Genomic DNA, 23,132 nt, shown 5'->3' with positions numbered 1-23,132 from the left:
AAAAGAAGATTCCGTAATTTAGAACGATATACCAACGCACGCCTCTCTTTATGCACTCCAATAAAAACACCATTTCCGAAAGAATAGCCGACTTTCTGGAGCGGTACCCTCCTTTTAACGAATTGCACCAAAGAGACTTGCTAGCACTATCGTCGGAGGTAATTATCCGATATCACGATAAGGATTCAATCGTTTTTAAAGCCAACGAATCGCCGCATCGTTACTTTTATATCGTACATAAGGGGGCGGTGCTTTTGGAAAAAGAAGATCAAAAGACCATCATCGACCTTTGCGATGAAGGGGATATTTTTGGATTGCGCCCATTAATGGCGAACGAAAACTATAAAATGGAGGCCAGGGCATATGAGGAAAGTATTCTTTACGCCCTGCCCATTGCGGTTTTTAAACCCTTTGCGCAATCCTATGAAGAAATCGGGGATTTCCTCATTGAAAGTTTTGCCTCGAATACCCGAAACCCCTACTCCAAGGACCATCGGGGTTCGTTATACGGGGAGAGTGAAACGGGCACGCCCGCATCTGCCCCATTATTGGCAGGGCTACAACCTACGGCCTACTCCAAAAAGATCATTTCTTGCACGCCCACGACGGACATCAAGGGAATTGCCAAAAAAATGACCAAAAAGAGGGTCGGTGCCATGCTGATAATGGAAAAGGAACTGCCCGTCGGCATCATCACCGATAAGGACATCCGTAACAAAATAGCCACCGGTATGTTCCCCATTTCGGCCAAGGCGTCGGATATCATGAGTACTCCCGTGATCACTTACCCGAAAACGATGACGGTCACCCAGGCGCAAATGGCCATGATGAAAAGCAACATCAGTCATTTATGCCTTACCGAGGACGGTACCCCCAATACCCCCGCCGTTGGTATTTTATCAAAACACGACCTGATGTTGGAACTGGGAAACAATCCCGCGGTTTTGATAAAGGCCATAAAGCGTACCCGAAAAATTAAAAAACTGAAAAGAATACGCTTGCGCATTACCCAGCTGTTAAAAGGATACTTGGACCAAAACATTCCATTGACCCTCACCTCCAAGATCATTACGGAACTGAACGATGCCTGTATCAAACAGGTACTACAGCTCAGCCTAAAAAAAATGAAGACCGCGCCCCCGGTAGCGTTTGCCTGGCTGTCCATGGGCAGTCAAGGACGTAGCGAACAACTTTTGCATACCGATCAGGACAATGCCATTATTTTTGAAGATGTAGCACCGGAGCGGTTAAAAAGCACCACCGATTATTTTTTGAACCTGGCCCGGGAAGTAACCCGAGGGCTGAACGAAATCGGATACGAATACTGTCCTGCGGAGATGATGGCCTCCAATCCCGATTGGTGCCGTTCCCTATCCGGTTGGAAATCGCAGGTATCCCATTGGATCGGAAACCCCGGACCTGACGAGGTTTTGCTGTCCTCTATATTTTTCGATTTTAACCGTGCCTATGGCGATGCACCATTGGTATCGGCACTCTCCGAGTATATTTTGGAACAAACGGCAAACAATACTTCCTTCTTTTTACATCTGGCCAAAGGAGCACTCCAGAATCCTTCCCCCACCGGTTTTTTTAGACAATTTTTAGTAGAAGCGGACGGTGCCCACAAGGACTTTTTTGATGTCAAAAGAAGGGCGTTAATGCCGTTGATCGATGCCGCTAGGGTACTTGTACTTTCCCATCAGATCAAAGCCATTAACAATACGGCCGAACGTTTTGAAAAACTGGCGGTTTTAGAGCCCAAACAACGCACATTGTACCTCTCTTGCTCCTATGCGGTGAAAGCACTTTTAAAGTTCCGCACAAAACAAGGGCTGTTGCATTCCGACTCCGGCAGGTTCATTGCCTTGGATACCTTGACCAAGGAAGAAAAAGTTAAGCTCAAAAGGACCTTTAAAACCATAAAAGAACTGCAGGAACTGGTACGGGTGCGGTTTCAGGTATCCAATCTCTTGGGCTAATGGGTATTTTCAAAAAAAAACACGTCAACCACCCGATCTTTTGGGAAAACTACGCCTCGGCTTTTGACAGGCCACTGTTGGAAGACCTTAAAAAGATACGCTTTGTGGTACTGGATACCGAAACAACCGGATTTGACTATGAAACGGACCGCATGCTCTCTATCGGGGCGTTGGCGGTAACCGATAATGCGATAGCCGCAGCTGAAAGCATGGAAGTTTTTTTGGATCAATACTATTACCATTCCAAAAACGTGGCCATACATGGTATTTTAAAAAAAGAGCAGCGTGAGGTAATTTCCGAACTAGAGGCCATACAACTACTATTGGCATTTCTTGGAAACAGTGTTCTGGTAGCGCACCATGCGGCCTTTGACCTACGAATGCTCAACGAAGCCCTAAAACGGCACGGCCTACCAAAACTAAAGAACAAGGTACTCGACACCGCAACACTCTATAAAAAAACACTGATACGTTCTCCCCTATTACAGCGAAAAGAGCATTATAGTCTGGACGATCTGGCAGATAAGTTCGATATTTCCAAAAAGGACCGTCATACGGCGTTGGGCGATGCCTACATCACCGCGCTTGCCTTTATAAAAATACTGTCACGGCTTCAAAAAAAGGGCGTTACCACCCGCAAGAAATTGTTCAAATAATACCATTATACCTTTGAAATAGCAGGTATAGAAATTGAATTCTAACGGTTCAAATAGGCCAGTACATTCTTCGATATCCGGGCTTGGATATCCGTAATGTCGGCCTTTACAAAGGATTCCCCCGTAATGTTCTCATATAGCTCTATATAGCGCTCCGAAACGGAATCGATATAGGCATCGCTCATTTCGGGAACGGTTTGTCCCTCCAATCCCTGAAATCCATTTTGGATCAGCCATTGGCGTACAAACTCTTTTGAAAGTTGTTTTTGCGGCCTGTCCTTATCCTGCCGTTCTTGATAGCCCTCCGCATAAAAGTAACGGGAAGAGTCCGGTGTATGGATCTCATCGATCAATACAATAGCGCCCTGCTTCGTTTTTCCGAATTCATACTTGGTGTCCACCAAAATCAATCCTCGATCGGCGGCTATTTCGGTTCCGCGCTGAAACAGTGCCCGTGTATAGCCTTCCAAAACGGTATAATCCGCTTCCGAGACAATACCCCGTTCCAGTATCGCTTCCCGGGAAATATCCTCATCATGCGCGCCCATTTCCGCTTTGGTCGCAGGGGTAATGATCGGCATGGGAAATGCATCGTTCTCCTTCATGCCCTCGGGCATCGGAACACCGCACAAGCTTCTTTTGCCCGCTTTATATTCCCTTGCCGCATGCCCCGAAAGGTAGCCCCGAATCACCATTTCCACCTTAAACGGCTCACAGGCATGGCCAATGGCCACATTGGGGTCCGGGGTGGCCACCAACCAATTCGGTACAATATCCTTGGTAGCCTCCATCATTTTGGTCGCTATCTGGTTCAATATCTGTCCTTTGTAGGGAATACCCTTTGGCATGACAACGTCAAAGGCCGACAACCTATCGGTAGCCACCATCAACAACAGCTCATTTTCCAACGTATATACCTCTCTCACCTTGCCCTTATAAATTCCTTTTTGACCGGGAAAATTAAAATTGGAATCGATGATCGTATTGCTCATTTGTACTTATTAAATCATTTGTTTATCAATGCGCTACGGCATCGCATCTTTATTTTTAGTTTCTAGTAACTTAAAAGATGTTCTTATCGTTTATAAAGGGTTCTAATTTTGATGTTCGATGCCCTTGTAAGCGTCGATGACCTTTTTCACCAACTTGTGACGGATTACATCCTTGTCGTCCAAATAGATCATACCGATGCCCTCCACATCTTTTAACACCAGTAACGCTTCTTTCAACCCTGAAATGACCCTTCGGGGCAGATCGATCTGCCCGGGATCCCCGGTAATGATAAATTTTGCACTTTTTCCCATACGGGTCAGGAACATTTTCATTTGTGCGTGGGTCGTATTTTGGGCTTCGTCCAAAATAACGAAGGCATGGTCCAATGTTCTTCCGCGCATAAAGGCAAGCGGCGCAATTTGTATGGTACCGTTCTCTATAAAATGGTTCAGCTTTTCACTGGGAATCATATCCCGTAAAGCATCGTATAGCGGCTGCATATAAGGATCTAACTTTTCCTTAAGATCGCCAGGTAAAAAACCAAGGTTCTCCCCCGCTTCGACCGCCGGCCGGGTCAAAATGATGCGTTTTACCTGTTTCTCCTTGAGTGCCTTTACGGCCAGGGCCACCCCAGTATAGGTCTTTCCCGTTCCCGCCGGACCAATGGCGAACACCATATCGTTCTTTTTGGCAGAATCCACCAATTTCCGTTGATTGACCGTCTGGGGTTTGATCAGCTTCCCGTTTACGCCATGCACAAGGGTCTCCCCGCTTTTTTCAGGTGCTTCGTAATCGGTGGAAACATTACTGGTCAGTACCCTTTCGATCGCGTTCTCGTCAAGCGTGTTGTATTTCACAAAATGTGCGGTAATCATATCGAACCGCCTTTCAAATTCCTCTAACAACTCCTGATCGCCGTATACTTTTATTTTACTGCCACGGGCAACAATCTTCAGTTTCGGGAAATATTTTTTAAGAAGGTCGATGTTTTCATTACGTTGTCCAAAAAAGTCCCTGGGACTGATTTCGGTCAACTCCAAGATAAGTTCGTTCAAAGAATATGATAGTTTTAGGGTTTCGGAAAAAGATAAATTTTTGAAGGCTGTTTTTTTATTCTAATTTTACCGCACAGCTTCTAAACAAACTTAAGTAAAAAAATAGTTTGGTAGTTTAAAAACATATCAACATTGCTGCATGGCAATCATTACCCTCACGACCGATTTCGGACTTAAAGACCACTTCGTCGGCGCTTTAAAAGGAAGTATCCATACCGAACTGTCCGATGCGCAGATCGTTGATATTTCCCATGGTATCAGTCCGTTCAACATACATGAATGTGCCTATATCGTAAAAAACGCCTACAAAAGTTTTCCGGAAGGTACCATCCATATTGTGGGGGTAGACGCGGAACCCACTCCTGAAAACCAACACATCGCCATGCTGGTGGACGGGCATTACTTCATAACGGCAAATACCGGCGTCATGGGGCTTATCGTTTCGGAGATTCGGCCCGAAAAGGTGGTTCAGGTCAACATTCCCAATCCGGAAGGGGGTTCTTTCCCCGTACTGGATGTTTTCGTAAAGGCGGCCTGTCATTTGGCCCGTGGCGGTACGCTAGAAGTGGTGGGTAAACCGTTCGACAGTTTAAAACAGCTTAAAGCCTTTGCCCCGACCGTTACCGATGGGGGCAACAAAATAGTGGGCAATGTCGTGTATATCGACAACTATGGAAACGTAGTCACCAATATCCATAAGAACTTTTTTGATGCCTATCGAAAGGGAAGGGATTTTGAATTGAATGCACGGACCACTAAAATAAAAAAGATACACCACCGCTACAGCGATATCATCAATTTTGATCTGGAAAAAAGCAATCGCAGGGGTGCAGGAGATCTGCTCGCACTGTTCAACTCCTCCCAATATATAGAACTCGCCATCTACAAAAGTGATCTGAATACCGTTGGTGGGGCCGCGACGCTGTTGGGGTTGGACTATAGGGACATGGTCACCATAAATTTCTATTAAATGCTGGTACGAATCGTAAAAATGACCTTCTTAAACGAAAATATTGCTAGTTTTGAGCAAATTTTTGAACAACATAAGCACCGGATACGCAGCAGTGAGGGATGTTCCCATTTAAGCCTGTACCAAGACAAAGCGGCCCCTGCCACCTTTTTCACCTATAGCCATTGGGAAGATGGTGAAGCTTTGGAAAACTACCGCAATTCCGATTTTTTTAAAAAGGTATGGGGCGAGACCAAGGCGCTTTTCGCCGACAGACCGGAGGCTTGGAGCCTTCAGCAAATAACAACCTTAAACTGAGTCCTTAAAATGCTCGCAATTTTCAAACGGGAAATACAGTCTTTTTTCACCTCCTCCATCGGATATCTGACCATTGGGCTGTTCCTCAGCTTAAATGGACTCTTCCTTTGGGTGTTTAAGGGACGTTTCAACATTTTTGAATACGGTTTTGCCGATTTGGGCAACTTCTTTTTATTGGCGCCTTGGGTATTTTTGTTTTTGATACCCGCAATAACCATGAAAAGCTTCTCGGAAGAAAAAAAGCTGGGTACTTTGGAGTTGCTGCTGATCAAACCCATTGGACTCCGGCATCTGGTACTGGGGAAATTCTTGGGGGCCTTTGCCTTGGTACTGATCGCCTTGTTACCCACCTCACTTTATGCATACACGGTGTCGCAACTGGGAACAACCGTGGGCAACTTGGACACCGGACTGGTCATAGGGTCCTATTTCGGCATGGTGTTTTTAGTGGCCTGCTATGTAGCGATCGGCCTGTTCGCCTCCACCCTATCCGAAAATCAGATCGTCGCTTTTATCGTGGCCGTACTGTTGTGTTTTTTCCTGTTTTATGGTTTTGAGGGCATTTCAACGCTCTTCCCCGAAGGCAATACCGCTATTGTGGTAAAGGATTTGGGCATGCAGGCACATTTTGACGGCATTGCCAGGGGCGTAGTCGATACCAGGGACCTGGTCTACTTTGTATCCGTAGCGGCATTTTTTCTCTTTTTGACCACACTTCAATTGAAATACAGCAACAACTAATGAAGTCAAAACTGTCCTACATCGTAAAAGCCCTGTTGGTACTCGTTTTGGTAAATGTGGCCGCCAACTTCCTCCATACCCGCTTCGATATGACGGAGGACCGCCGCTATACCCTATCCGAACCCGCGATCGAAGCCGCAGCTACTTTTAAGACACCAGTTATCATCGATATTTTGTTGGATGGCAATCTTCCCGCCGAATTTGTAAAGCTCCAAAAAGAGGTAGAACAGCTAGTAGCACAATTTTCCCAGGTGAACGCCGACATCAAGTATACCTTTGTAGATCCCTTGGAAGGCGTTGAAAACGTGGACGCTACCATTGCCGAACTGCAAGGTCTTGGCCTGACCCCTACCCGGGTAACGGTCAACGACAATAGCAAGGTATCCCAAGAGATCATTTTTCCTTGGGCCATGGTAAACTATAACAACAAAACGGTGAAGGTTCCCCTGCTAAAGACCAAACAGGGCGAAACCAATGTGGAACGGATCAATAACTCGGTACAGCAACTGGAGTATGTTTTCGCCGATGCTTTTCGAAAAATTTCGTTGGAAGAAAAAAAACGCATTGCTGTAATCAAGGGAAACGGAGAGTTGGACGACCGCTATATCGCCGATTTCCTTACCACGGTAAGGGACTACTATAATATCGGCGCAATTACCTTGGATTCGGTTGCCGTAGCCCCGCAAAAAACATTGGACCAACTGAACAACTACGATCTTGCCCTTTTGGCCAAACCGACGGAGCCTTTTACCGATGGGGAAAAATACCTTCTAGACCAGTTTATGGTAAACGGTGGCAAAACGGTATGGCTCATCGACCAGGTAAACATGGAAATCGACAGTCTGTTCAATGAAACGGGTACGGCGATGGCACTGCAACGTGACCTGAACCTTACCGATCTTTTTTTCAATTACGGTGTTCGTTTGAACAGCGATCTGGTGAACGACATGTATTTTACCCAAATCGTTCTTGCCACCGGCGAAGGGAATGCATCGCAATACGAGCCGGTACCATGGTTGTACAATCCGATGGTCCGCTCCCGGAACGACCACCCCATCAACAACAATCTGGAGGCGTTACGGTTCCAATTTGCAAGCTCGATCGACACCTTGCCCAATGGGTATAAAAAGATCGTTCTATTGCAGAGTTCGCCTTTGTCCAAAACGGATAAGGCGCCCCGCCAGATCAGTCTTTCGGCCATCAACCAACCGCCAAAAAAAGAACGGTATACCGATGGCAATAAGCCCTTGGCCGTATTGGTGGAGGGTGCGTTCCGGTCGGCGTTTGCCAATAGGGTAAAACCGTTGCGACTAAAAAACCCTTTGGAAAGCGGAACAAACGGACAGTTGGTACTCATATCGGACGGTGACCTGATCAAAAACCAACTGCGCAAAGGAATGCCATTGGAGCTTGGGTACGACAAATGGACAAGCAATTACTACGGAAACAAGGAATTTTTGGTGAATACCTTCAATTACCTTTTAAACGATACCGGACTTATAAACATTCGCAACAAAAAAGTACGCATCCCCCATTTGGACGGTACTAAAATTGAAGCACAAAAAACGAAGTGGCAACTACTAAACATCGCACTTCCAGTGCTGTTGACACTGCTTTTCGGGCTTGGCTTCAACTATCTCCGAAAACAAAAGTACGGTCGTTAGCTGTTGATAAGTTTGTTTCGGTAAAAAGACGAATTCAAATATCTTTGTTTGTCTTGTTTTTTTGAAGATTTCCCGCTGTATCGGGTCGATCGGAAAGGGCAACAACGACGGCAATGAGAAACAAATATACCAGCAAATGAAATTCATAGTATCCAGCACCTATCTTTTAAAACAGCTTCAGGTTTTGGGAGGTGTCATCAACAACAGCAATACCCTTCCGATTTTGGATAACTTTTTGTTCGATCTGAACAAAACAAAACTGACCGTTTCCGCTTCGGATCTTGAAACGACAATGAGTTCCGTTCTTAATGTAGATTCGGATAACGAAGGGGTCATCGCCGTACCGGCAAAGTTATTGTTGGAAACGCTCAAAACATTTCCCGAACAGCCGCTGACCTTTGTTATAGAGGACAACAATACGGTAGAAATCAGTTCGAACCACGGTAAATATGCCTTGGCATATGCCGACGGAGCGGAATTTCCAAAAGCCGTTGAACTGGCCAACCCCAGTGCAACGACCATTATGGGGGATATTTTGGCCACGGCGATCAACAAAACCATTTTTGCCGCAGGAAACGATGATCTGCGGCCCGTAATGAGCGGTGTATTTTTTCAGTTCTCTCCGGAAAACCTGACGTTTGTAGCTACCGATGCCCATAAATTGGTAAAGTACCAAAGGGCGGACGTCAGTGCCTCACAAGTAGCGGAATTTATCATGCCCAAAAAACCGTTGACCTTGCTCAAGGGCATTTTAGCGGGCAGTGAATCCGAAGTTACCATAGAGTATAACGATAGTAACGCCAAGTTTACTTTTGACGATACCGAGCTGATATGTAGGTTGATCGATGGGAAATATCCCAACTACGAAGCGGTAATTCCAAAGGAGAATCCGAACCAACTGTCCATTTCGCGAAATCAGTTTTTAAGTTCGGTGAAAAGGGTATCTATTTTTTCCAATAAAACGACACATCAAATACGTTTGAAAATCGCAGGTGCGGAACTCAATATTTCCGCCGAGGATATCGATTATAGCAATAAGGCGGAAGAACGGTTGACCTGTTCGTACCAAGGGGATGACATGCAAATCGGCTTTAACTCGCGTTTTTTGACCGAAATGCTGAACAACCTGAACGCCAATGAGGTTTCCTTGGAAATGAGTTTGCCCAACCGGGCCGGAATATTGACCCCTGTCGATGGGCTTGACGAAGGCGAACACGTGACCATGCTGGTTATGCCGGTGATGTTGAACAGCTAAACGAAAACGATTACCAACCTTTAAAAACCCGATGCTTGTAACGATCATCGGGTTTTTATGTGAATACCGCCACTAGTGGAATGACCCCAAAAGGAAACATTCTGAATTTTGAACAAATGAACGATCTATACCGGCACATCAACGTACCGGTATGGACCACAAACCCTGACCTCCACATTTATCGGTTTTCCGATTTTACCGAAGATACCCTGGCCTCCCTAGGGCCCCATACCAAAAATTTTCATCAGATATCCTTTATTCAAGGGTTCGGCACATCGGAATTGAACATCAACGACCAAAAGATCCGTACTGTAAACGGGGTCCTCTATTTTATTTCACCAAATCATATTTACTCTTGGGCACGGGACAAAAAAATCGATGGGTACATCTTAAACTTCAAACAGGACTACCTGCCCGTAAAACCATCCCAATTTCAGGAGCAATTTCACTTCTTCCATCTTGATAAGCTAAACGCATTTCCCATAGCGACCGAAGAAAATGACCGGGTAACCGAAATTTTCTCAGAGCTTTATGCCGCCTATTATAAAGAGGGTAACCCATTTTCGGAACAGATCCTAAAACATTATTTACAAGTGGTGCTGTACAAATGTTTGGACCTCTATCAAAAAAGGGTGAAAACCGTGGATAAACTCCCCGAAAACCAAGCGCTTTTTGTGAAGTATCAAAACTTGATCAACAACTATTACCTCTCCAAAAGAAGTATTAAGGAATATGCAGAGCTGCTGCATGTGACGCCCAATCACCTGAGCGAGACCATAAAAGCATCCACCGGAAAAAAAGCTTTGCACTACATCAACCAAAGGCTATTGCTCGAGGCCAAAAACCTATTAAAGTACGGTGAGGAAGATGTGAAGCAAATTGCATACATCCTAAACTTTGCTTCCCCCTCCCATTTTGGGAAATTCTTCAAGGCCAACACGCAACAAACCCCTGCCAACTATCGGAAAAGCCCCCATTCCGAGAAATAGGACATCGTTTCCATTTTTTGTTATATCGGAACGGAATTTCCGGGCATACTTTTACGGTATGAAAACAAACAAGATGAACTCGTCTTGAGTTTTTGTTTGGAACCGAGAACGAAGGCTTTTGTGTCATGATGAAGCCATTTTTCGATTGCATAGCCATAGCTACGGAAGCTAAAAATGTCGAAATTATGGCGCAAAATGCGAAGTTCATAGGTAAAAGAAAAACTCAAGACGAGTTCAATGAAAAAGGATATTATTTTAATCGCAACCCTATTATTATTTACGACTATGAAAGCACAGGAAACATTAAAATTCAATGTAAAGGGAGGATATCAATTCGCAGAAGGATATTCCATAACGAACAATGAACCATTTTTATTTGCCCAGGCCGGACAGCTCACCGGGTCTTGGCATTGGGAATTTGAAAACGGTAAAAAAGGCAATACCCATATTAATGGCGCCACGGCGAACCGCCTACTGTTCAATGGCAACCACGAGCTGTGTGGAACCATGAAGATCAATATGTTCGAATTTGAGGGTTCGGCACCCGAAACCGACCTCCTATTCCTAAGTTATCGATCGGAACAATTTGAGGTAAACGGCAGTCAGGTCACCATAAAGGTAAGCGGAACGTTTACCGGTGGAACGGGAAAATATGAGGGCGCAAGAGGATGGTTGACCGTAACATCGGTGAACGGTTTCTTTGAAGATGGAAAAGGGGAAGTGATCTTAGGTGAGGTTTCCGAAATTACGGATCAGCAAGTACTGGACTGGACAAACGCCTACTTTAAGGCCACCCAAAGTGGTGACGCCACAACTTGGGCAAATTCCTTTGCCGACAATGCGGTAATCAATGACCCCTATGGTAGTCCGGCTCCCAACGGCAGGGAGGAAATTATCGAAATTGGGGAGCAGTTTATGTCCGCCTTTACCTCAGCGGGGCTGTATCCCGAATATATTTATGTCAACGGACTTGTAGCCACTTCCAAATGGATGGGAAAAGCGATTACCAAAGAGGGAAAAGAAGCGACCTTCGAAGGCATCAATGTAACAACCTATAACGAGAACGGAAAAATCATAAGCCATATCGGTTATTGGAGTCCTGAAAAAATGGTGATCAAGTGAATACCGCGAAACGAAAATGATCACAATACCTTTTCTACCTTAAAATGGTATTATACGAGAAAACCCGATGTTCTTAACAAACATCGGGTTTCTATAGGTAATTCAACATGCTTCCTAATATACTTTGGCCTTTCCCTTAGGAGATAAACCGTATGGTCATAAAATAATTGGGGGCCTCTCCGTTGTTCGCCCGTATCGCATTTACTATCGGCATTATAAAACCAACGATACCGACAAAGATCAATCCTAAAATTCCAAGACCAAATAACAGAATGGCCGGAATACTGAGCACCGTAAACAACAATAGGCCCAGCTGAAAGTTGATGATCGCTTTTCCGTGTTCGTCCATTCCCAATACGGAATCCTTTGAGGTCAGCCAAATAAACAACGGCACGATAAGCCCTCCGAATCCGGTGACATACGTCAGTAATTGAGCTAAGTGCGCGAGAACCAATACTTGGTTGTCCTTTTTTAAAAGTACGCTTGATTTTTGATCGATGAGTTCCATTTTTTGATTGTTTTCGGGGTTACTATTGCCTATATGACGCATTTTGCCCAAAAACGTTACAAACAGGGGAACATCATTGCTTACGCTCCAGCTTGGCTAGTTTTTCCTGGTCCTTGGCAATACTTACCTTAAGCTTATTGATCTTGTTATTGATTTCCATCTCGTCCACAGGAGAAAGCTTCCCCCTGCTTTTCCCTTTGGCCAATTTGCTTTGTAGCTTTGTAATCTTTACCTCTGACTTATCGATGGCCTTCCGTCTTTTGCCGATCGCCTTGGTCAGGTTAGCGCTTTTTTTTGCGGCCTTGTCCGCCTTTTTTTGGGCTTTCTCGGCTTTTTTAAGTTCTTTTTCTTTCTTTTTCGCTTCTTTTTCTTGGGCCTTGGCCTCTTTTAACTCCTGTTCCTGCGCCAATTGAGCCTCCTTGGCCACAGCAATGGAATCCTGGGCCTGTTCAACTTCTTGGGCACGACCCAAAAAAACGGCTCCAAAACTGAATAGGGCCACTACGATAATTTTTCTCATGGTATTGATTTTAAACAAGTGGTTTCAAACCACTTCAATGGTTAATGGTATATCGAAGATACTACATTTTAAGAATGTTGAAAACTAAGGATCGACCAAGCTGTTGGAACGGTATGGATTTATCGGTCTTTCTCCTTTTTATATACCGAATTAGTTTTACTTTTACGCTCTAGTATTGCCTGCCCTATGCCATTAGATGACGCCATTATCGCCCTTGCCACGCCCTCCGGGGCAGGTGCCATCGCAGTTTTACGTATTTCCGGGAAAAATGCGATAACGCTTACCGTGCCGCTGTTCAAATCCATAAAGGACAAAGACCTTTCCCATCAAAAAAGCCATACCGTTCATTTGGGGCATATTGTGGACGGCAGCAAAACGTTGGACCAGGTGTTGGTTTCGGTTTTTAATGGTCCGCATTCCTATACTGGTGAAAATGTGGTGGAAATCTCTTGCCACGGTTCTCCCTTTATACAACAAAAAATACTGGAATTGTTCCTTCGAAACGGCTGTCGTATGGCGAACGCGGGGGAGTTTACCTTAAGGGCCTTTTTAAACGGAAAAATGGACCTCAGCCAAGCCGAGGCCGTCGCCGACCTGATCGCTTCGGACAATGAGGCCAGTCACCAAATTGCCATACAGCAGATGCGTGGTGGTTTTAGCAACAAAATTCAACAGTTGCGGCAAGAACTTCTGAATTTTGCCTCCCTGATCGAATTGGAACTTGACTTTGCAGAGGAAGACGTGGAGTTCGCCGACCGCGAACAGTTCAAAACATTGTTGTCCGAAATTCGGACGGTACTCAAAAGTCTGTTGGATTCCTTTGCTATTGGAAATGTTATAAAGAACGGTATTCCGGTCGCCATCGTCGGTGCCCCAAATGTAGGGAAGTCCACCCTATTGAATGCATTGCTCAACGAGGAACGCGCCTTGGTCTCCGATATTGCCGGTACCACAAGGGACACGATTGAGGATGAGATTACCATTGGCGGCATCGGATTTCGATTTATCGATACTGCCGGGATCCGTAATACCTCGGATGTCATCGAAAACATGGGGATACAACGTACCTATGAAAAAATTGAAAAGGCCCAAGTGGTCCTTTATTTAAAGGAGGCGACGGAAATCAAAAACAATGAAGATCAATTGAAGACCGAAACGGAGGCCTTAAAAGAGCGGTATCCCGAAAAGCCGGTGGTCATCGTTGCCAACAAGGCAGATCAGCTGACTTCTGGCGAAAAGGAAGCTTTGGCTTCCCGTTCAAAAGAGGTTCTTTTTATTGCGGCAAAAAAAGGTTCGGGAATAGATGCCCTAAAGGAGACCTTGCTAGGTTTCATCAATACCGGTAGGCTCAAGAACAACGATACCATCGTAACAAATTCCAGACATTACGATGCCCTGCTCAAAGCCTTGGAAGAGGTAGAAAAAGTACAGTTCGGTATGTCGGAAGGTCTTTCCGGCGATTTGTTGGCCATCGATATCCGGCAGGCCCTTCACCACTTTGGTGAAATTACAGGTGAAATAACCTCCGACGATTTGCTAGGAAACATTTTTGCTAATTTCTGTATTGGGAAATAATTGCCAATTTCATTTGGCGCTATTTGGTTTCATTTAACTGTAAATCAAATTGTTACGAAATATTTAGCACTCCTATTTTTTCCTTTTTCACCCTATTTTCATATATTTTTACACCTTATTTACACCTCAAACGGTTTTTTTAGCCCGAGGTGTAAAAATTTACACCTCGTAAGACATAATTATGAAAATAAAGCTACGGCAGAAAAAATTGAAAAATGGTAAATCTAGTTTATACCTAGAATTCTACAATGGATATAAGAAAGATGAAAATGGTGTCATAAGTCATCAAAGAACTTTTGAATATCTTCAGTTGTATTTATTTGAAATTCCTCAAAATGCAGATGAAAAAAGAAAGAATAAGGAAGCCATGCAGATGGCTAAAAATATTTTCACCATTCGCAAGGCGGATTATATAAAAGGGAAGTACAATATCAAAAATGAGAAGAAAGGTGAAATCACTTTCTTAGATTATTTTAGACGTTTAAAAGATGAACGTTATGAAAATCATTCCAATTATGGGAATTGGGATGCTGCCCTTAAACATATTGAGCGATTCTGTCCTGAACATATCGAGCTAAACGAAATTGATACCGATTTTATCAAGGACTTTAAAAAATATTTAGACACGAAGGCTAAAACGAAAAGTGGTACTCCCCTATCCCAAAACTCAAAGTATACCTATTTCAACAAATTTAGAGCCGCCCTTAGGGAAGCGTACAATGAAAGTTTTATCCAACAAGATGTAATTAAATCCGTGAAGACATCTGCGCAAGCTGAATCGCTAAGAGAATATCTTACGTATTCCGAACTACAATCACTATCCAATGCCTACTGCAAATACCCCGTTTTAAAGAATGCTTTCATTTTTAGTTGTCTAACGGGACTTCGGTGGAGGCGATATTGATAAAATGAAATGGTCGGAAGTACGCGATGAAGAAAATGGTGCTAGGGTGATATTCAGACAAAAGAAAACAGATAGTGCTGAATACCTCTATATTTCCGCGCAAGCAAGAAAACTCTTAGGCAGTCAACGAAGTCCAGATGAGAAGGTATTTAAAGGTTTGAGGTATGGCGCACATTTCAATGCGCAAATCCTAACATGGTGCATGCGCGCGGGAATTACAAAGCATATTACTTTTCATAGTGCACGACATACCAATGCGGTGCTATTGCTAGAAAATGGAGCCGATATTTATACCGTATCAAAACGCTTAGGACATCGAGAAATAAGAACCACACAGATATATGCTAAAATCATCGATGAAAAAATGAAGGCTGCGGCTAATATGATTCCTGAATTGGATATAAATTTTGGATAGCAATGAATCCTTTAATCACTACATATCTGCTCATATTCTGCTTTACATATGTATATGTTAGGTTGCTAATTGTATATATCAAGGTCTTTACCCAATTTATGTTCAATGAAGCTACTAAATGGGATAAGTACATTGAAAAACCCAGACTGGCTTTCCATATTCTTGGACTGGCATTAATGCATGTCAGCTATCCTGAGATACTGAAATATTTTAACTCCCCTTACCACATTTTTCATTTTCTTAATTGGTTTATCTTTTTAGGCGGAATGAGTATCTGTCATAATGGGCTTAGCGTTGTTTAATTAGCTGTTTTTTTGTTTTATTTTCCACTTCACTTGAAGCAACCTATCTGACAATTCTATAATCGTTGACAAAATGCTATGTCCTTTTGGTAATTCTCCATACACCAAAAACTTAAAATCATTCTGATAAGTGTCTTTTAGTTGATTCCAAGTTTCTTTAGGTTTTTTGAAAATCATAGCGTCTTTCGGATGATGTATTAACCATTCGTTATTGTTCTTAAAGCTTTGTACGTCATCGGCAGCTACTTTCAGCAGCATTGTATCGAAATCATCCGAATTAAAAAACGTTTGAACCGCTTCATCTTTCAATAGTTGATGAATATCATACACATGCCTGATTTTAGCGTTCAAATCTACTATAGGGGTTTCGGTATGTGAGAACCTTACCAAACTCATTATCTTTTCGCAAAGTGTTCTTATAGAATCTAATACTAGAGCTTCAAAGGGCAATAGGTCATACTCTTCAGCTAAGGCTGTTTGATTAGTGGCAACCATCATATCATAGATATAGGTGTTCAGTACTTTATTAGAATATGGCTCATAGTAACCTAGCTATGTTGCTTCTATGATAATGACATCTCGTACCTGTCCGTAATTTCCTTTAAAGGTTTTTGGGTAGTTATAGGCTATCTTTCGAATCATTCCCATTTTATTGGTAATGCCTTCCATAGCTACTTCGACAAATGGGGCTGTAATCGCTTTGGTTATTTTTTTAAGCTTGTTCTTTAGTTGATTACCCGTTTCTTCTTCTCTTCGCAAGACCACTAAATCAATATCTTCAGAAAAGCGGTCGATGTATTTATAGCACTTTGATAATGCCGTACCTCCTTTAAATATAGCTTCATGCTTGATATCGCTTTCATAAATGAGTTTTAAGGCATAGCAAACCCAGTAATCCTTTTCGATATAAATATCTAAAATATCCATACGTTCGGCGGTAGCTTTTACCGCCTGTTCAAAAAGTTCTTTGTTTTCGTGCAGCTTCATTTTATATTCCAGTATTTGGCATTTGACAATACATTTTCAGAAATATTGAGATTATAAACCGTTATGGGGTTTAAAGTATCTTGAAGGTCTCTTATTGCAGCTTCTTCTTTACAATCAATCTCTCTTAATAATGCACCCAATAATGCCCTAGTTGCAGGTGAATACTTGAAAGCTAATTTTATGAGTTGTTTTTGTTCATCAGATTTCAATTCACGCAATAATGTCATAAGACGGGTACAACTTTTATCTATAGTAGTATCTGGTATTTTCTTGATATAGCGTATAACATCTAGCAATCGCAGCAAAGGAATATTGTCTTTATTAATCGTATTCTTTTGTTTGATGAATGCAATTTTAAAACGACCTCTTTTAAATGATGGTCTTATTTCCCGTTTACCAATTTGTATTACGCTACTCACTTGAGTGGTAAGACCTAATGAATTATAAATACTGTAGCCCGTAATATAGCCAACAAGCTTTCCGTTTTCTTCTAACAGGTCTTTTACAATTTGACGTTGGTCTGGCAACAAAGTACCAAATACAGTTTCCTGTGGTTTGAAGTATTTACCTTTGGATAGCTTGTTTATCTTACCAGAAGTAGCCATTCTATTCAAATGTTTAATGACAGCTTCCCTCCTACTCACCTCATTCATAAAATCTATATAGGTGAACACATACCCTTTGGGCAATTTATTAATCTTATCTTCAATATATTCAGAGGTTTTCATTGGAAAATATTTATACAAAGGTATTTAAAATGTCCAGTTTATTTATTAAAAAACTGGACATTTTTTAATAAGTACTGATAACTTTAGTTGCATTGTGTATGTAACCCTTTTACCTTGCGGGCTTCTTAAATGCCCGCAAGGTAAAAGGGTTACAATATAGTATCGCCTAGTTTATTCACGAACTACCCATTCAATTCTTTCTTCCGAAACGGAACTAAAGGCCAACAGGTCAAGTTTTTTGTGTAAAAAACTTGACATTTAAAATGGAATTATAGTTTCTAATCTTATTTGACGACATTCCTGTTATTATTATTGACTACTCAATAAAGTCAACATATATCGGTACTAGCTTATTTGACTGTTATTTGATACTAACATTAAAATAGGCTATCGTCTCGCAAATCCATGTTCCTACGGAAGTTGAAAAACCTATGAGTTTTCCAACACCCTCGGCACCGCACGATTAGCCATACAACTACTTAAATTCTAACCGCCAATTTATCGCTATTTTTATTCCACTTAATGGTCAAAATAGCCTTTGAATTGGAAAGCAAAGAAGATATTCAATTATTTAAGTCCCTATTTAGAGGAAGGGACGATGTTTTTGCCATCAGATGGGAAAAAGGAGCCAAAAGCGGCTATATGCCCGCCTACTTTTATGATCCGTACCGATATAGACTGCATAAAATCAATGGGGGAACATTTAAGGACTTTACCGAAAAATCCTTTTTGTCCTTGAACGACAATCAGATTCTCAAACATTTGGAAGGCCAACAGCAAATAGGCCTTTACCCACTATTAAAAGACAATACTTCCATATTCATTGTAGCTGATTTTGATAAGCAAAACTGGATACAGGAATGCAGGGATTTTATTTCGCTTTGTGAGTCCAAAAATATTCCAGCATATTTGGAACGTTCCCGTTCCGGAAACGGTGGACACGTTTGGATATTTTTTGAAGCAGCTTACCCCGCCGCCAAAAGCAGGGCCATCTTTAAACAACTACTCGAAAAAAGTGGAACATTTTCCATATTCGATAAAACTTCAAGTTTTGACAGATTGTTCCCCAATCAAGATTTCCTTTCTGGAAAGGGTTTGGGTAACCTTATAGCCTTACCCCTACATCATCCAAATATTGAAAAGGGCAATAGCTGCTTTATCGACCCCAAATCTTTAGCTCCATATGAAAATCAATGGAATTTCTTAGAGCAAATCAAAAGACTAAAAATCAACGAACTTGATGTTTTATACAATGAGGTTGTTAAAAACGATGCTAACGGACTTGAGCCCTCTTTATCTGACAACATTCTTGTCATACGTTTGGACAACAAAATTCGAATCCAAAAGACGGGCTTGTCCACACCCTTGGTCAATTTTATAAAGGATACATTCAATGTAGTAAACCCGGACTATTTCATAAAGAAGAAAATAGGAAGAAACACTCGGGACACCGATAGGTATTTCAATCTTGTTTCGGAAGCAAAAAATGAGGTCGTTCTTCCGAGAGGAGCTATCGGACAACTATTTCGATTTTGTAAAAAACAAAAAATCGATTTTAATTTTCAGGACAAAAGAAAAAAAACGGAAGACATAACCTTTACTTTCAGCACTGAGTTGCTCAAACACCAGAAAACAGTACTACCAGCTATTTCTAAAAAAGACTTTGGAGTAATCGCAGCACCTCCCGGATCTGGAAAAACTATAATCGGACTAAAAATAATTGCAGACAAATGCCAACCAGCATTAATCATTGTTCACAGAAAACAGCTTTTGAACCAGTGGGTAGAACGTATCGAAGCTTTTCTGAGATTACCTAAAAATCAGATTGGTAAAATCGGACAGGGTAAAGTGAAAATAGGTAAGCAAGTTACCATAGCAATGATTCAAAGTCTGGGCAAAAAAATAGATAATCTTCAAATTTCAAAAATATTCAAGACCATTATTATTGACGAGTGTCATCACATTCCCGCCAAATCCTATGCGTCTATCATTTCCAAACTTTCCCCTTATTACCAATATGGACTTACCGCGACACCCTTTAGAAAAAATAGCGATGGCAAACTGATTTTTGCCCATTTGGGAGAATTGATAGCCAAAATCAAACCTCAGGATATTGAAACCTTTAAAAAAGCACGGGTTATCATCAGGAATACAAGTCTAGATGTTCCCTTTAATTCAAAAACAGATACTTTCGAAACCTTGTCCAAAGTGTTGGTACATGATTCGGAACGGAACAGAAACATCGTTGCCGATATAACCTCAGAAGTAAGTACTGGTAAACGTGCGGTAGTAATTACAGAACGAAAAGAACATATTGCAACATTATACCAGTTTTTAAAGCAAAAATTTGAGGTTATCGCATTAAGTGGGGACGATTCGGAAAGCGATAAAAGTTTAAAATGGAAAATCCTCAATTCAGGAAACTATCAAATCCTGATTACCACGGGTCAGCTCTTTGGAGAAGGCACCGATCTACAAAACGTGACTTGCCTGTTTCTGGTCTATCCTTTTCTTTCAAGGGAAAACTGATTCAATATATAGGAAGGGTACAGCGTTCCGAAATAGCCCCGTTGATCTATGATTACAGGGATTATAAGATTGAATACCTCAATCGGCTTTTTCTCAAAAAAAAAACCTACTACCGAAATCTGGATAGGCAAGCTACGCTTTTTGATGATGCCCTCACCCTAACTCCCGAAGTGCAAAATAGTAGTTCCATAAGCACAACTCTTAAAGTACCTATTGAACAGCTCGATTTTCGTTTCGGCACAATTGCATTTGTCCACATAAGTAGCATGTCTACCGACGGGTTGGAATTCGAAATCGAAAATGATTATATCCGTCCAGAGTTCGAGGTACTAAAACCCTATTTTGCCAAAGTGTTGGATTCCAAAACCGTTGAAATACAAATTTCTGCAGAATTTGACAACGGTATTTTAGTAGCCCAATTAGCAACTTCCAACGACTTGGAAAGGATAAAACGTGAAGTCTTGGAAAGTGTAAGGTTTAAGTTTGTGGAAAAGAGATTTTTTATTAAAAAAGCTAATACCGAAGATGAACCCAATACAATAAAAGAGGAAGATGAAGTTCAAAGGCTTTATCCGTCTGAACATGAATTATTGGAGGACATCCTCTCAAAGAAAGATGTAAGACATTTTCGGCAACTACGTTATTTGGCCGACAATCATGCCCGCTCAATTTTAAAACTTCGATTTGTACTTCATCCCTTTTCCTTTGTTTTCCTGCTGGTCGGAAATCACCAATTCCATGTGGTTCTGGAAACTCTAGATACCGAGGAAGCTACTTATATTTGGCATTTCGATAAAAATAGCTCGACCTTAAAAGAAAACCTATCTTCGGTCGATTTAGCATTGAATATAATTAGAAACCACGGCAGGCAGGCGTATCTTGAATCTCAACCCATAAACTTTAGCCGAATTATCCATGATTATTCTGATGATAAAAAGGGGTTTATCCAATGGAGGGATATACTTGAAGAGCAACTATATTAGAGGTCAAAAAAATATTCTATATCTTTGATATATGGCGAAAACACCAAATATAACCGTAGCGCAATTAGCCAAAGCGTTTGAAGAACTATCTCTAAAAGAGAAGACGCAATTATTCAATTTGCTTCCAGAAGATTGGTTTGGAATAAAGGATTATAAACTTACCGATGCCCAAAAACGAGTCCTAGATATTTCTACAGAGAAAGAAGTAAAGGGTGACGCTGTATTTCATTCATGGGAAAGCGTGAAGAAATTTGCAAAAAACAGAAATGGAACATAAATACAATGTCCTTTTTGAGAATGACGCTAAATTAGACATTGCAGATTCTTTTGATTATTACTCCAAAATTTCAAATCAACTAGCTAATACATTTTTGAATGATATTGAAAGGACAATGGAATATGTAGTAAATAATCCATCAATGTTTAAGGTTATCTACAAGGGATATAGACAAGTGCCTTCTAAGAAATTTCCTTACGTCATTCTCTATAAGTTTGAAAAAGAAGCCATAAATATATATCGTGTTTTTCCAACTAAGAAAAATCCTGTAACTAGGTTCAAATAACCATACTACAAATAGGGTTAACTTTTCTATACGTATTATACCTTCAAAAGGTATTCATTTAATGTAAAACAAAATATTTGAGTCAGAAATAAAACATACCTTAGTAAAAATGCGAGATAAGTAGTAAATTTTGATAATTATCTCGCATTTTTACTAAACCCTAATTCAACCTTCTTGGAATTTAAAAAGTAGAGACTAAGAATTTCTGAATTGTGAAAAACTCTAATTTTTCATCAAAATCGGACGAATTTCATACCTTTAAAGTGTTAAAGTTTTGCGCGGAAATATTTTCGCTATAACTACGGGAAAATGTTAAAATATTTTTACACCTTTTTTACACCTTGACCCTTTGAGACTATATACAGTAGGGGTTCGTTAGATACTGCATCGAAAAATAAACCAGTATTTCATTTAACGATTACATTTATTTTAGCTTTTTCTTTAAACATACCGGTAAAAAAAGCAATAATTAGTCGGTATACCCTTTGCCAAAACGGTAACTTAACAAAATTCCATGGGTGTTGCCGAACGGTGACGCTTTTGCAGCGATGTTAGCATAGTATAACAATCTAAAGTTTTTAATAAGATAAACTCCTGCTAAAAGGTTTATTGATGTATTAGATCGGTAACCTGCACCTAGTTCAAACCGGTTTTTATAACTAACGGATACATTGGTATCAATTTGTAGCGGAGCACCTTTCTCCGTTTTTATTAAGACACTCGGTTTTAGCATAAAATCTTCAAAACGATTGTTGTAGAAACGATATCCAAAATAGCCGTAAATTGGACTTTCCAATTCTAGGTTCTCATCCGAAGCGAATCGATCCCCCAATAAGTTCGGAGTTGAAATACCTGCGTAAAAACGTGCATGATTGAACAAAAAGCCTACGCCCACCATAGGGATTGTTGCGTTGATATTCCGACCAAATCTCAGGTCATCCGTAATACCCAGTTCCAGTAAATTATCCTGATATTGTTGTGCCCCTGCCGTAATACCAAAAGAAAGGGTGCCGGGTTGGTAAATTTGCCAATAAGGTCTGTCATCTTCGAAATCAAAAAATATTTTATACGAATAGGCCGCAAATACACTGGTAGCCGTCGTCACCCCTATTTCATCGCGTACCAAACCTGCGCCGAGTCCTACTTTACCGTCGTTCAAAGGCGTATGAAAACTTAGACTTAGATTTTTTGGACTACCCTCAAAAGAACTGAAGCCTGTATTGCTCACGGTCATTTCTGCATCAGGTAATAATCCCGCATAAGCGGAATTAATGATAAACGGATTAAAATTATATTCTGGATAAGTAGCGGTCTGTTGACCGAAAACAGAATGGTAAGACAGAAATAGCAGCAGAACACCTAGTACTCGTCTGCCAATTTTTCGATTTGGTTTCATT

The 23,132-nt window shown here is 41.5% G+C and carries 22 protein-coding genes and 1 pseudogene; 16 read left to right on the top strand and 7 right to left on the bottom strand.

Going from position 1 to position 23,132, the window contains the following annotated elements; translation table 11 throughout:
* The first annotated feature begins 50 nt into the window (after positions 1-50).
* The gene (locus ACRD7P_RS10310; RefSeq protein ID WP_430907483.1) at positions 51-1,979 is read left to right on the top strand and encodes a DUF294 nucleotidyltransferase-like domain-containing protein; all 1,929 of its coding nucleotides are present in this window, start codon (positions 51-53) and stop codon (positions 1,977-1,979) included.
* On the top strand, positions 1,979-2,635 hold the full coding sequence (locus ACRD7P_RS10305; RefSeq protein WP_430907482.1) for a 3'-5' exonuclease: 657 nt from the start codon (positions 1,979-1,981) through the stop codon (positions 2,633-2,635). Before ACRD7P_RS10310 ends, ACRD7P_RS10305 begins: the two co-directional genes overlap by 1 nt.
* Positions 2,636-2,676: 41 nt before the next feature.
* Here ACRD7P_RS10305 and ACRD7P_RS10300 read toward each other — a convergent pair whose 3' ends face one another.
* Positions 2,677-3,627 (bottom strand): phosphoribosylaminoimidazolesuccinocarboxamide synthase, encoded by a 951-nt coding sequence (locus ACRD7P_RS10300; RefSeq protein ID WP_430907481.1) that lies wholly within the window; start codon positions 3,625-3,627, stop codon positions 2,677-2,679.
* 102 nt (positions 3,628-3,729) lie between these two features.
* Positions 3,730-4,683, bottom strand: a complete 954-nt coding sequence (locus ACRD7P_RS10295) for a PhoH family protein (protein ID WP_430907480.1) — start codon at positions 4,681-4,683, stop codon at positions 3,730-3,732.
* A gap of 139 nt (positions 4,684-4,822) precedes the next feature.
* Between ACRD7P_RS10295 and ACRD7P_RS10290 the strand changes: the two genes are divergently transcribed.
* The 7 genes from ACRD7P_RS10290 to ACRD7P_RS10260 all read left to right on the top strand — a co-directional run bounded on the left by ACRD7P_RS10290 (position 4,823) and on the right by ACRD7P_RS10260 (position 11,721).
* On the top strand, positions 4,823-5,653 hold the full coding sequence (locus ACRD7P_RS10290) for an SAM hydrolase/SAM-dependent halogenase family protein (protein WP_430907479.1): 831 nt from the start codon (positions 4,823-4,825) through the stop codon (positions 5,651-5,653).
* Positions 5,654-5,950 (top strand): putative quinol monooxygenase, encoded by a 297-nt coding sequence (locus ACRD7P_RS10285; protein WP_430907478.1) that lies wholly within the window; start codon positions 5,654-5,656, stop codon positions 5,948-5,950.
* Positions 5,951-5,959: 9 nt separating this feature from the next.
* Positions 5,960-6,691 carry a gliding motility-associated ABC transporter permease subunit GldF gene (gldF, locus tag ACRD7P_RS10280; RefSeq protein WP_430907477.1) on the top strand — a complete coding sequence of 244 codons (732 nt, stop codon included), beginning with the start codon at positions 5,960-5,962 and terminating at the stop codon, positions 6,689-6,691.
* The gene (gene gldG, locus ACRD7P_RS10275; protein WP_430907476.1) at positions 6,691-8,355 is read left to right on the top strand and encodes a gliding motility-associated ABC transporter substrate-binding protein GldG; all 1,665 of its coding nucleotides are present in this window, start codon (positions 6,691-6,693) and stop codon (positions 8,353-8,355) included. Before gldF ends, gldG begins: the two co-directional genes overlap by 1 nt.
* Positions 8,356-8,491: 136 nt before the next feature.
* On the top strand, positions 8,492-9,610 hold the full coding sequence (gene dnaN / locus ACRD7P_RS10270) for a DNA polymerase III subunit beta (RefSeq protein WP_430907475.1): 1,119 nt from the start codon (positions 8,492-8,494) through the stop codon (positions 9,608-9,610).
* An 80-nt stretch (positions 9,611-9,690) separates the two neighbouring features.
* The gene (locus ACRD7P_RS10265) at positions 9,691-10,599 is read left to right on the top strand and encodes a helix-turn-helix domain-containing protein (protein ID WP_430907474.1); all 909 of its coding nucleotides are present in this window, start codon (positions 9,691-9,693) and stop codon (positions 10,597-10,599) included.
* Between the two features lie 237 nt (positions 10,600-10,836).
* Positions 10,837-11,721 (top strand): nuclear transport factor 2 family protein, encoded by an 885-nt coding sequence (locus ACRD7P_RS10260; RefSeq protein ID WP_430907473.1) that lies wholly within the window; start codon positions 10,837-10,839, stop codon positions 11,719-11,721.
* Positions 11,722-11,857: 136 nt separating this feature from the next.
* Here the strand turns inward: ACRD7P_RS10260 and ACRD7P_RS10255 are convergent, their stop codons facing one another.
* Entirely contained in the window at positions 11,858-12,229 is a 372-nt protein-coding gene (locus ACRD7P_RS10255; RefSeq protein WP_430907472.1) for a DUF4870 domain-containing protein, read from the bottom strand.
* A gap of 73 nt (positions 12,230-12,302) precedes the next feature.
* On the bottom strand, positions 12,303-12,749 hold the full coding sequence (locus ACRD7P_RS10250) for a hypothetical protein (protein WP_430907471.1): 447 nt from the start codon (positions 12,747-12,749) through the stop codon (positions 12,303-12,305).
* Between the two features lie 186 nt (positions 12,750-12,935).
* Between ACRD7P_RS10250 and mnmE the strand changes: the two genes are divergently transcribed.
* The 3 genes from mnmE to ACRD7P_RS10235 all read left to right on the top strand — a co-directional run bounded on the left by mnmE (position 12,936) and on the right by ACRD7P_RS10235 (position 15,643).
* Positions 12,936-14,324, top strand: coding sequence for a tRNA uridine-5-carboxymethylaminomethyl(34) synthesis GTPase MnmE (gene mnmE / locus ACRD7P_RS10245; protein ID WP_430907470.1), 1,389 nt, complete (start codon positions 12,936-12,938; stop codon positions 14,322-14,324).
* A 181-nt stretch (positions 14,325-14,505) separates the two neighbouring features.
* Positions 14,506-15,228: a phage integrase SAM-like domain-containing protein gene (locus tag ACRD7P_RS10240; protein WP_430907469.1), complete on the top strand. Its 723-nt coding sequence runs from the start codon at positions 14,506-14,508 to the stop codon at positions 15,226-15,228.
* 4 nt (positions 15,229-15,232) lie between these two features.
* Positions 15,233-15,643 (top strand): site-specific integrase, encoded by a 411-nt coding sequence (locus tag ACRD7P_RS10235; RefSeq protein ID WP_430907468.1) that lies wholly within the window; start codon positions 15,233-15,235, stop codon positions 15,641-15,643.
* A 302-nt stretch (positions 15,644-15,945) separates the two neighbouring features.
* Here the strand turns inward: ACRD7P_RS10235 and ACRD7P_RS10230 are convergent.
* A pseudogene (locus tag ACRD7P_RS10230) lies at positions 15,946-16,872 on the bottom strand (nucleotidyl transferase AbiEii/AbiGii toxin family protein).
* A 56-nt stretch (positions 16,873-16,928) separates the two neighbouring features.
* On the bottom strand, positions 16,929-17,660 hold the full coding sequence (locus tag ACRD7P_RS10225; protein WP_430907467.1) for a DUF6088 family protein: 732 nt from the start codon (positions 17,658-17,660) through the stop codon (positions 16,929-16,931).
* A 543-nt stretch (positions 17,661-18,203) separates the two neighbouring features.
* On the opposite strand from ACRD7P_RS10225, the gene ACRD7P_RS10220 reads away from it, so the two are divergent.
* From ACRD7P_RS10220 to ACRD7P_RS10205, 4 genes are read left to right on the top strand one after another with little or no spacing between them, the layout of a single operon-like run.
* Positions 18,204-20,189 (top strand): TOTE conflict system archaeo-eukaryotic primase domain-containing protein, encoded by a 1,986-nt coding sequence (locus tag ACRD7P_RS10220; RefSeq protein ID WP_430907466.1) that lies wholly within the window; start codon positions 18,204-18,206, stop codon positions 20,187-20,189.
* 41 nt (positions 20,190-20,230) lie between these two features.
* Positions 20,231-21,172, top strand: coding sequence for a hypothetical protein (locus ACRD7P_RS10215; RefSeq protein ID WP_430907465.1), 942 nt, complete (start codon positions 20,231-20,233; stop codon positions 21,170-21,172).
* Positions 21,173-21,203: 31 nt separating this feature from the next.
* Positions 21,204-21,449, top strand: a complete 246-nt coding sequence (locus ACRD7P_RS10210) for a hypothetical protein (RefSeq protein WP_430907464.1) — start codon at positions 21,204-21,206, stop codon at positions 21,447-21,449.
* On the top strand, positions 21,439-21,735 hold the full coding sequence (locus tag ACRD7P_RS10205) for a type II toxin-antitoxin system RelE/ParE family toxin (RefSeq protein ID WP_430907463.1): 297 nt from the start codon (positions 21,439-21,441) through the stop codon (positions 21,733-21,735). Before ACRD7P_RS10210 ends, ACRD7P_RS10205 begins: the two co-directional genes overlap by 11 nt.
* A gap of 469 nt (positions 21,736-22,204) precedes the next feature.
* Here the strand turns inward: ACRD7P_RS10205 and ACRD7P_RS10200 are convergent, their stop codons facing one another.
* Positions 22,205-23,131 (bottom strand): PorP/SprF family type IX secretion system membrane protein, encoded by a 927-nt coding sequence (locus tag ACRD7P_RS10200; RefSeq protein ID WP_430907462.1) that lies wholly within the window; start codon positions 23,129-23,131, stop codon positions 22,205-22,207.
* Position 23,132: the final 1 nt, after the last annotated feature.

Origin of the sequence: Maribacter sp. 2-571 (assembly GCF_050589625.1) — a bacterium.
Taxonomy (GTDB): Bacteria; Bacteroidota; Bacteroidia; order Flavobacteriales; family Flavobacteriaceae; genus Pelagihabitans.
This window is presented reverse-complemented; position numbering and strand designations above follow the sequence as displayed.

Excerpts from the sequence above, each read along its gene's own strand:
- ACRD7P_RS10255 (WP_430907472.1), bottom strand. The coding sequence starts at position 12,229 with ATGGAACTCATCGATCAAAAATCAAGCGTACTTTTAAAAAAGGACAAC.
- gldF (WP_430907477.1), top strand. The coding sequence starts at position 5,960 with ATGCTCGCAATTTTCAAACGGGAAATACAGTCTTTTTTCACCTCCTCC.
- ACRD7P_RS10250 (WP_430907471.1), bottom strand. The coding sequence starts at position 12,749 with ATGAGAAAAATTATCGTAGTGGCCCTATTCAGTTTTGGAGCCGTTTTT.
- ACRD7P_RS10300 (WP_430907481.1), bottom strand. The coding sequence starts at position 3,627 with ATGAGCAATACGATCATCGATTCCAATTTTAATTTTCCCGGTCAAAAA.
- ACRD7P_RS10265 (WP_430907474.1), top strand. The coding sequence starts at position 9,691 with ATGACCCCAAAAGGAAACATTCTGAATTTTGAACAAATGAACGATCTA.
- ACRD7P_RS10305 (WP_430907482.1), top strand. The coding sequence starts at position 1,979 with ATGGGTATTTTCAAAAAAAAACACGTCAACCACCCGATCTTTTGGGAA.
- ACRD7P_RS10210 (WP_430907464.1), top strand. The coding sequence starts at position 21,204 with ATGGCGAAAACACCAAATATAACCGTAGCGCAATTAGCCAAAGCGTTT.
- ACRD7P_RS10225 (WP_430907467.1), bottom strand. The coding sequence starts at position 17,660 with ATGAAAACCTCTGAATATATTGAAGATAAGATTAATAAATTGCCCAAA.
- mnmE (WP_430907470.1), top strand. The coding sequence starts at position 12,936 with ATGCCATTAGATGACGCCATTATCGCCCTTGCCACGCCCTCCGGGGCA.
- ACRD7P_RS10235 (WP_430907468.1), top strand. The coding sequence starts at position 15,233 with ATGAAATGGTCGGAAGTACGCGATGAAGAAAATGGTGCTAGGGTGATA.
- ACRD7P_RS10310 (WP_430907483.1), top strand. The coding sequence starts at position 51 with ATGCACTCCAATAAAAACACCATTTCCGAAAGAATAGCCGACTTTCTG.
- ACRD7P_RS10260 (WP_430907473.1), top strand. The coding sequence starts at position 10,837 with ATGAAAAAGGATATTATTTTAATCGCAACCCTATTATTATTTACGACT.
- ACRD7P_RS10285 (WP_430907478.1), top strand. The coding sequence starts at position 5,654 with ATGCTGGTACGAATCGTAAAAATGACCTTCTTAAACGAAAATATTGCT.
- dnaN (WP_430907475.1), top strand. The coding sequence starts at position 8,492 with ATGAAATTCATAGTATCCAGCACCTATCTTTTAAAACAGCTTCAGGTT.
- ACRD7P_RS10205 (WP_430907463.1), top strand. The coding sequence starts at position 21,439 with ATGGAACATAAATACAATGTCCTTTTTGAGAATGACGCTAAATTAGAC.
- ACRD7P_RS10200 (WP_430907462.1), bottom strand. The coding sequence starts at position 23,131 with ATGAAACCAAATCGAAAAATTGGCAGACGAGTACTAGGTGTTCTGCTG.
- ACRD7P_RS10290 (WP_430907479.1), top strand. The coding sequence starts at position 4,823 with ATGGCAATCATTACCCTCACGACCGATTTCGGACTTAAAGACCACTTC.
- gldG (WP_430907476.1), top strand. The coding sequence starts at position 6,691 with ATGAAGTCAAAACTGTCCTACATCGTAAAAGCCCTGTTGGTACTCGTT.
- ACRD7P_RS10240 (WP_430907469.1), top strand. The coding sequence starts at position 14,506 with ATGAAAATAAAGCTACGGCAGAAAAAATTGAAAAATGGTAAATCTAGT.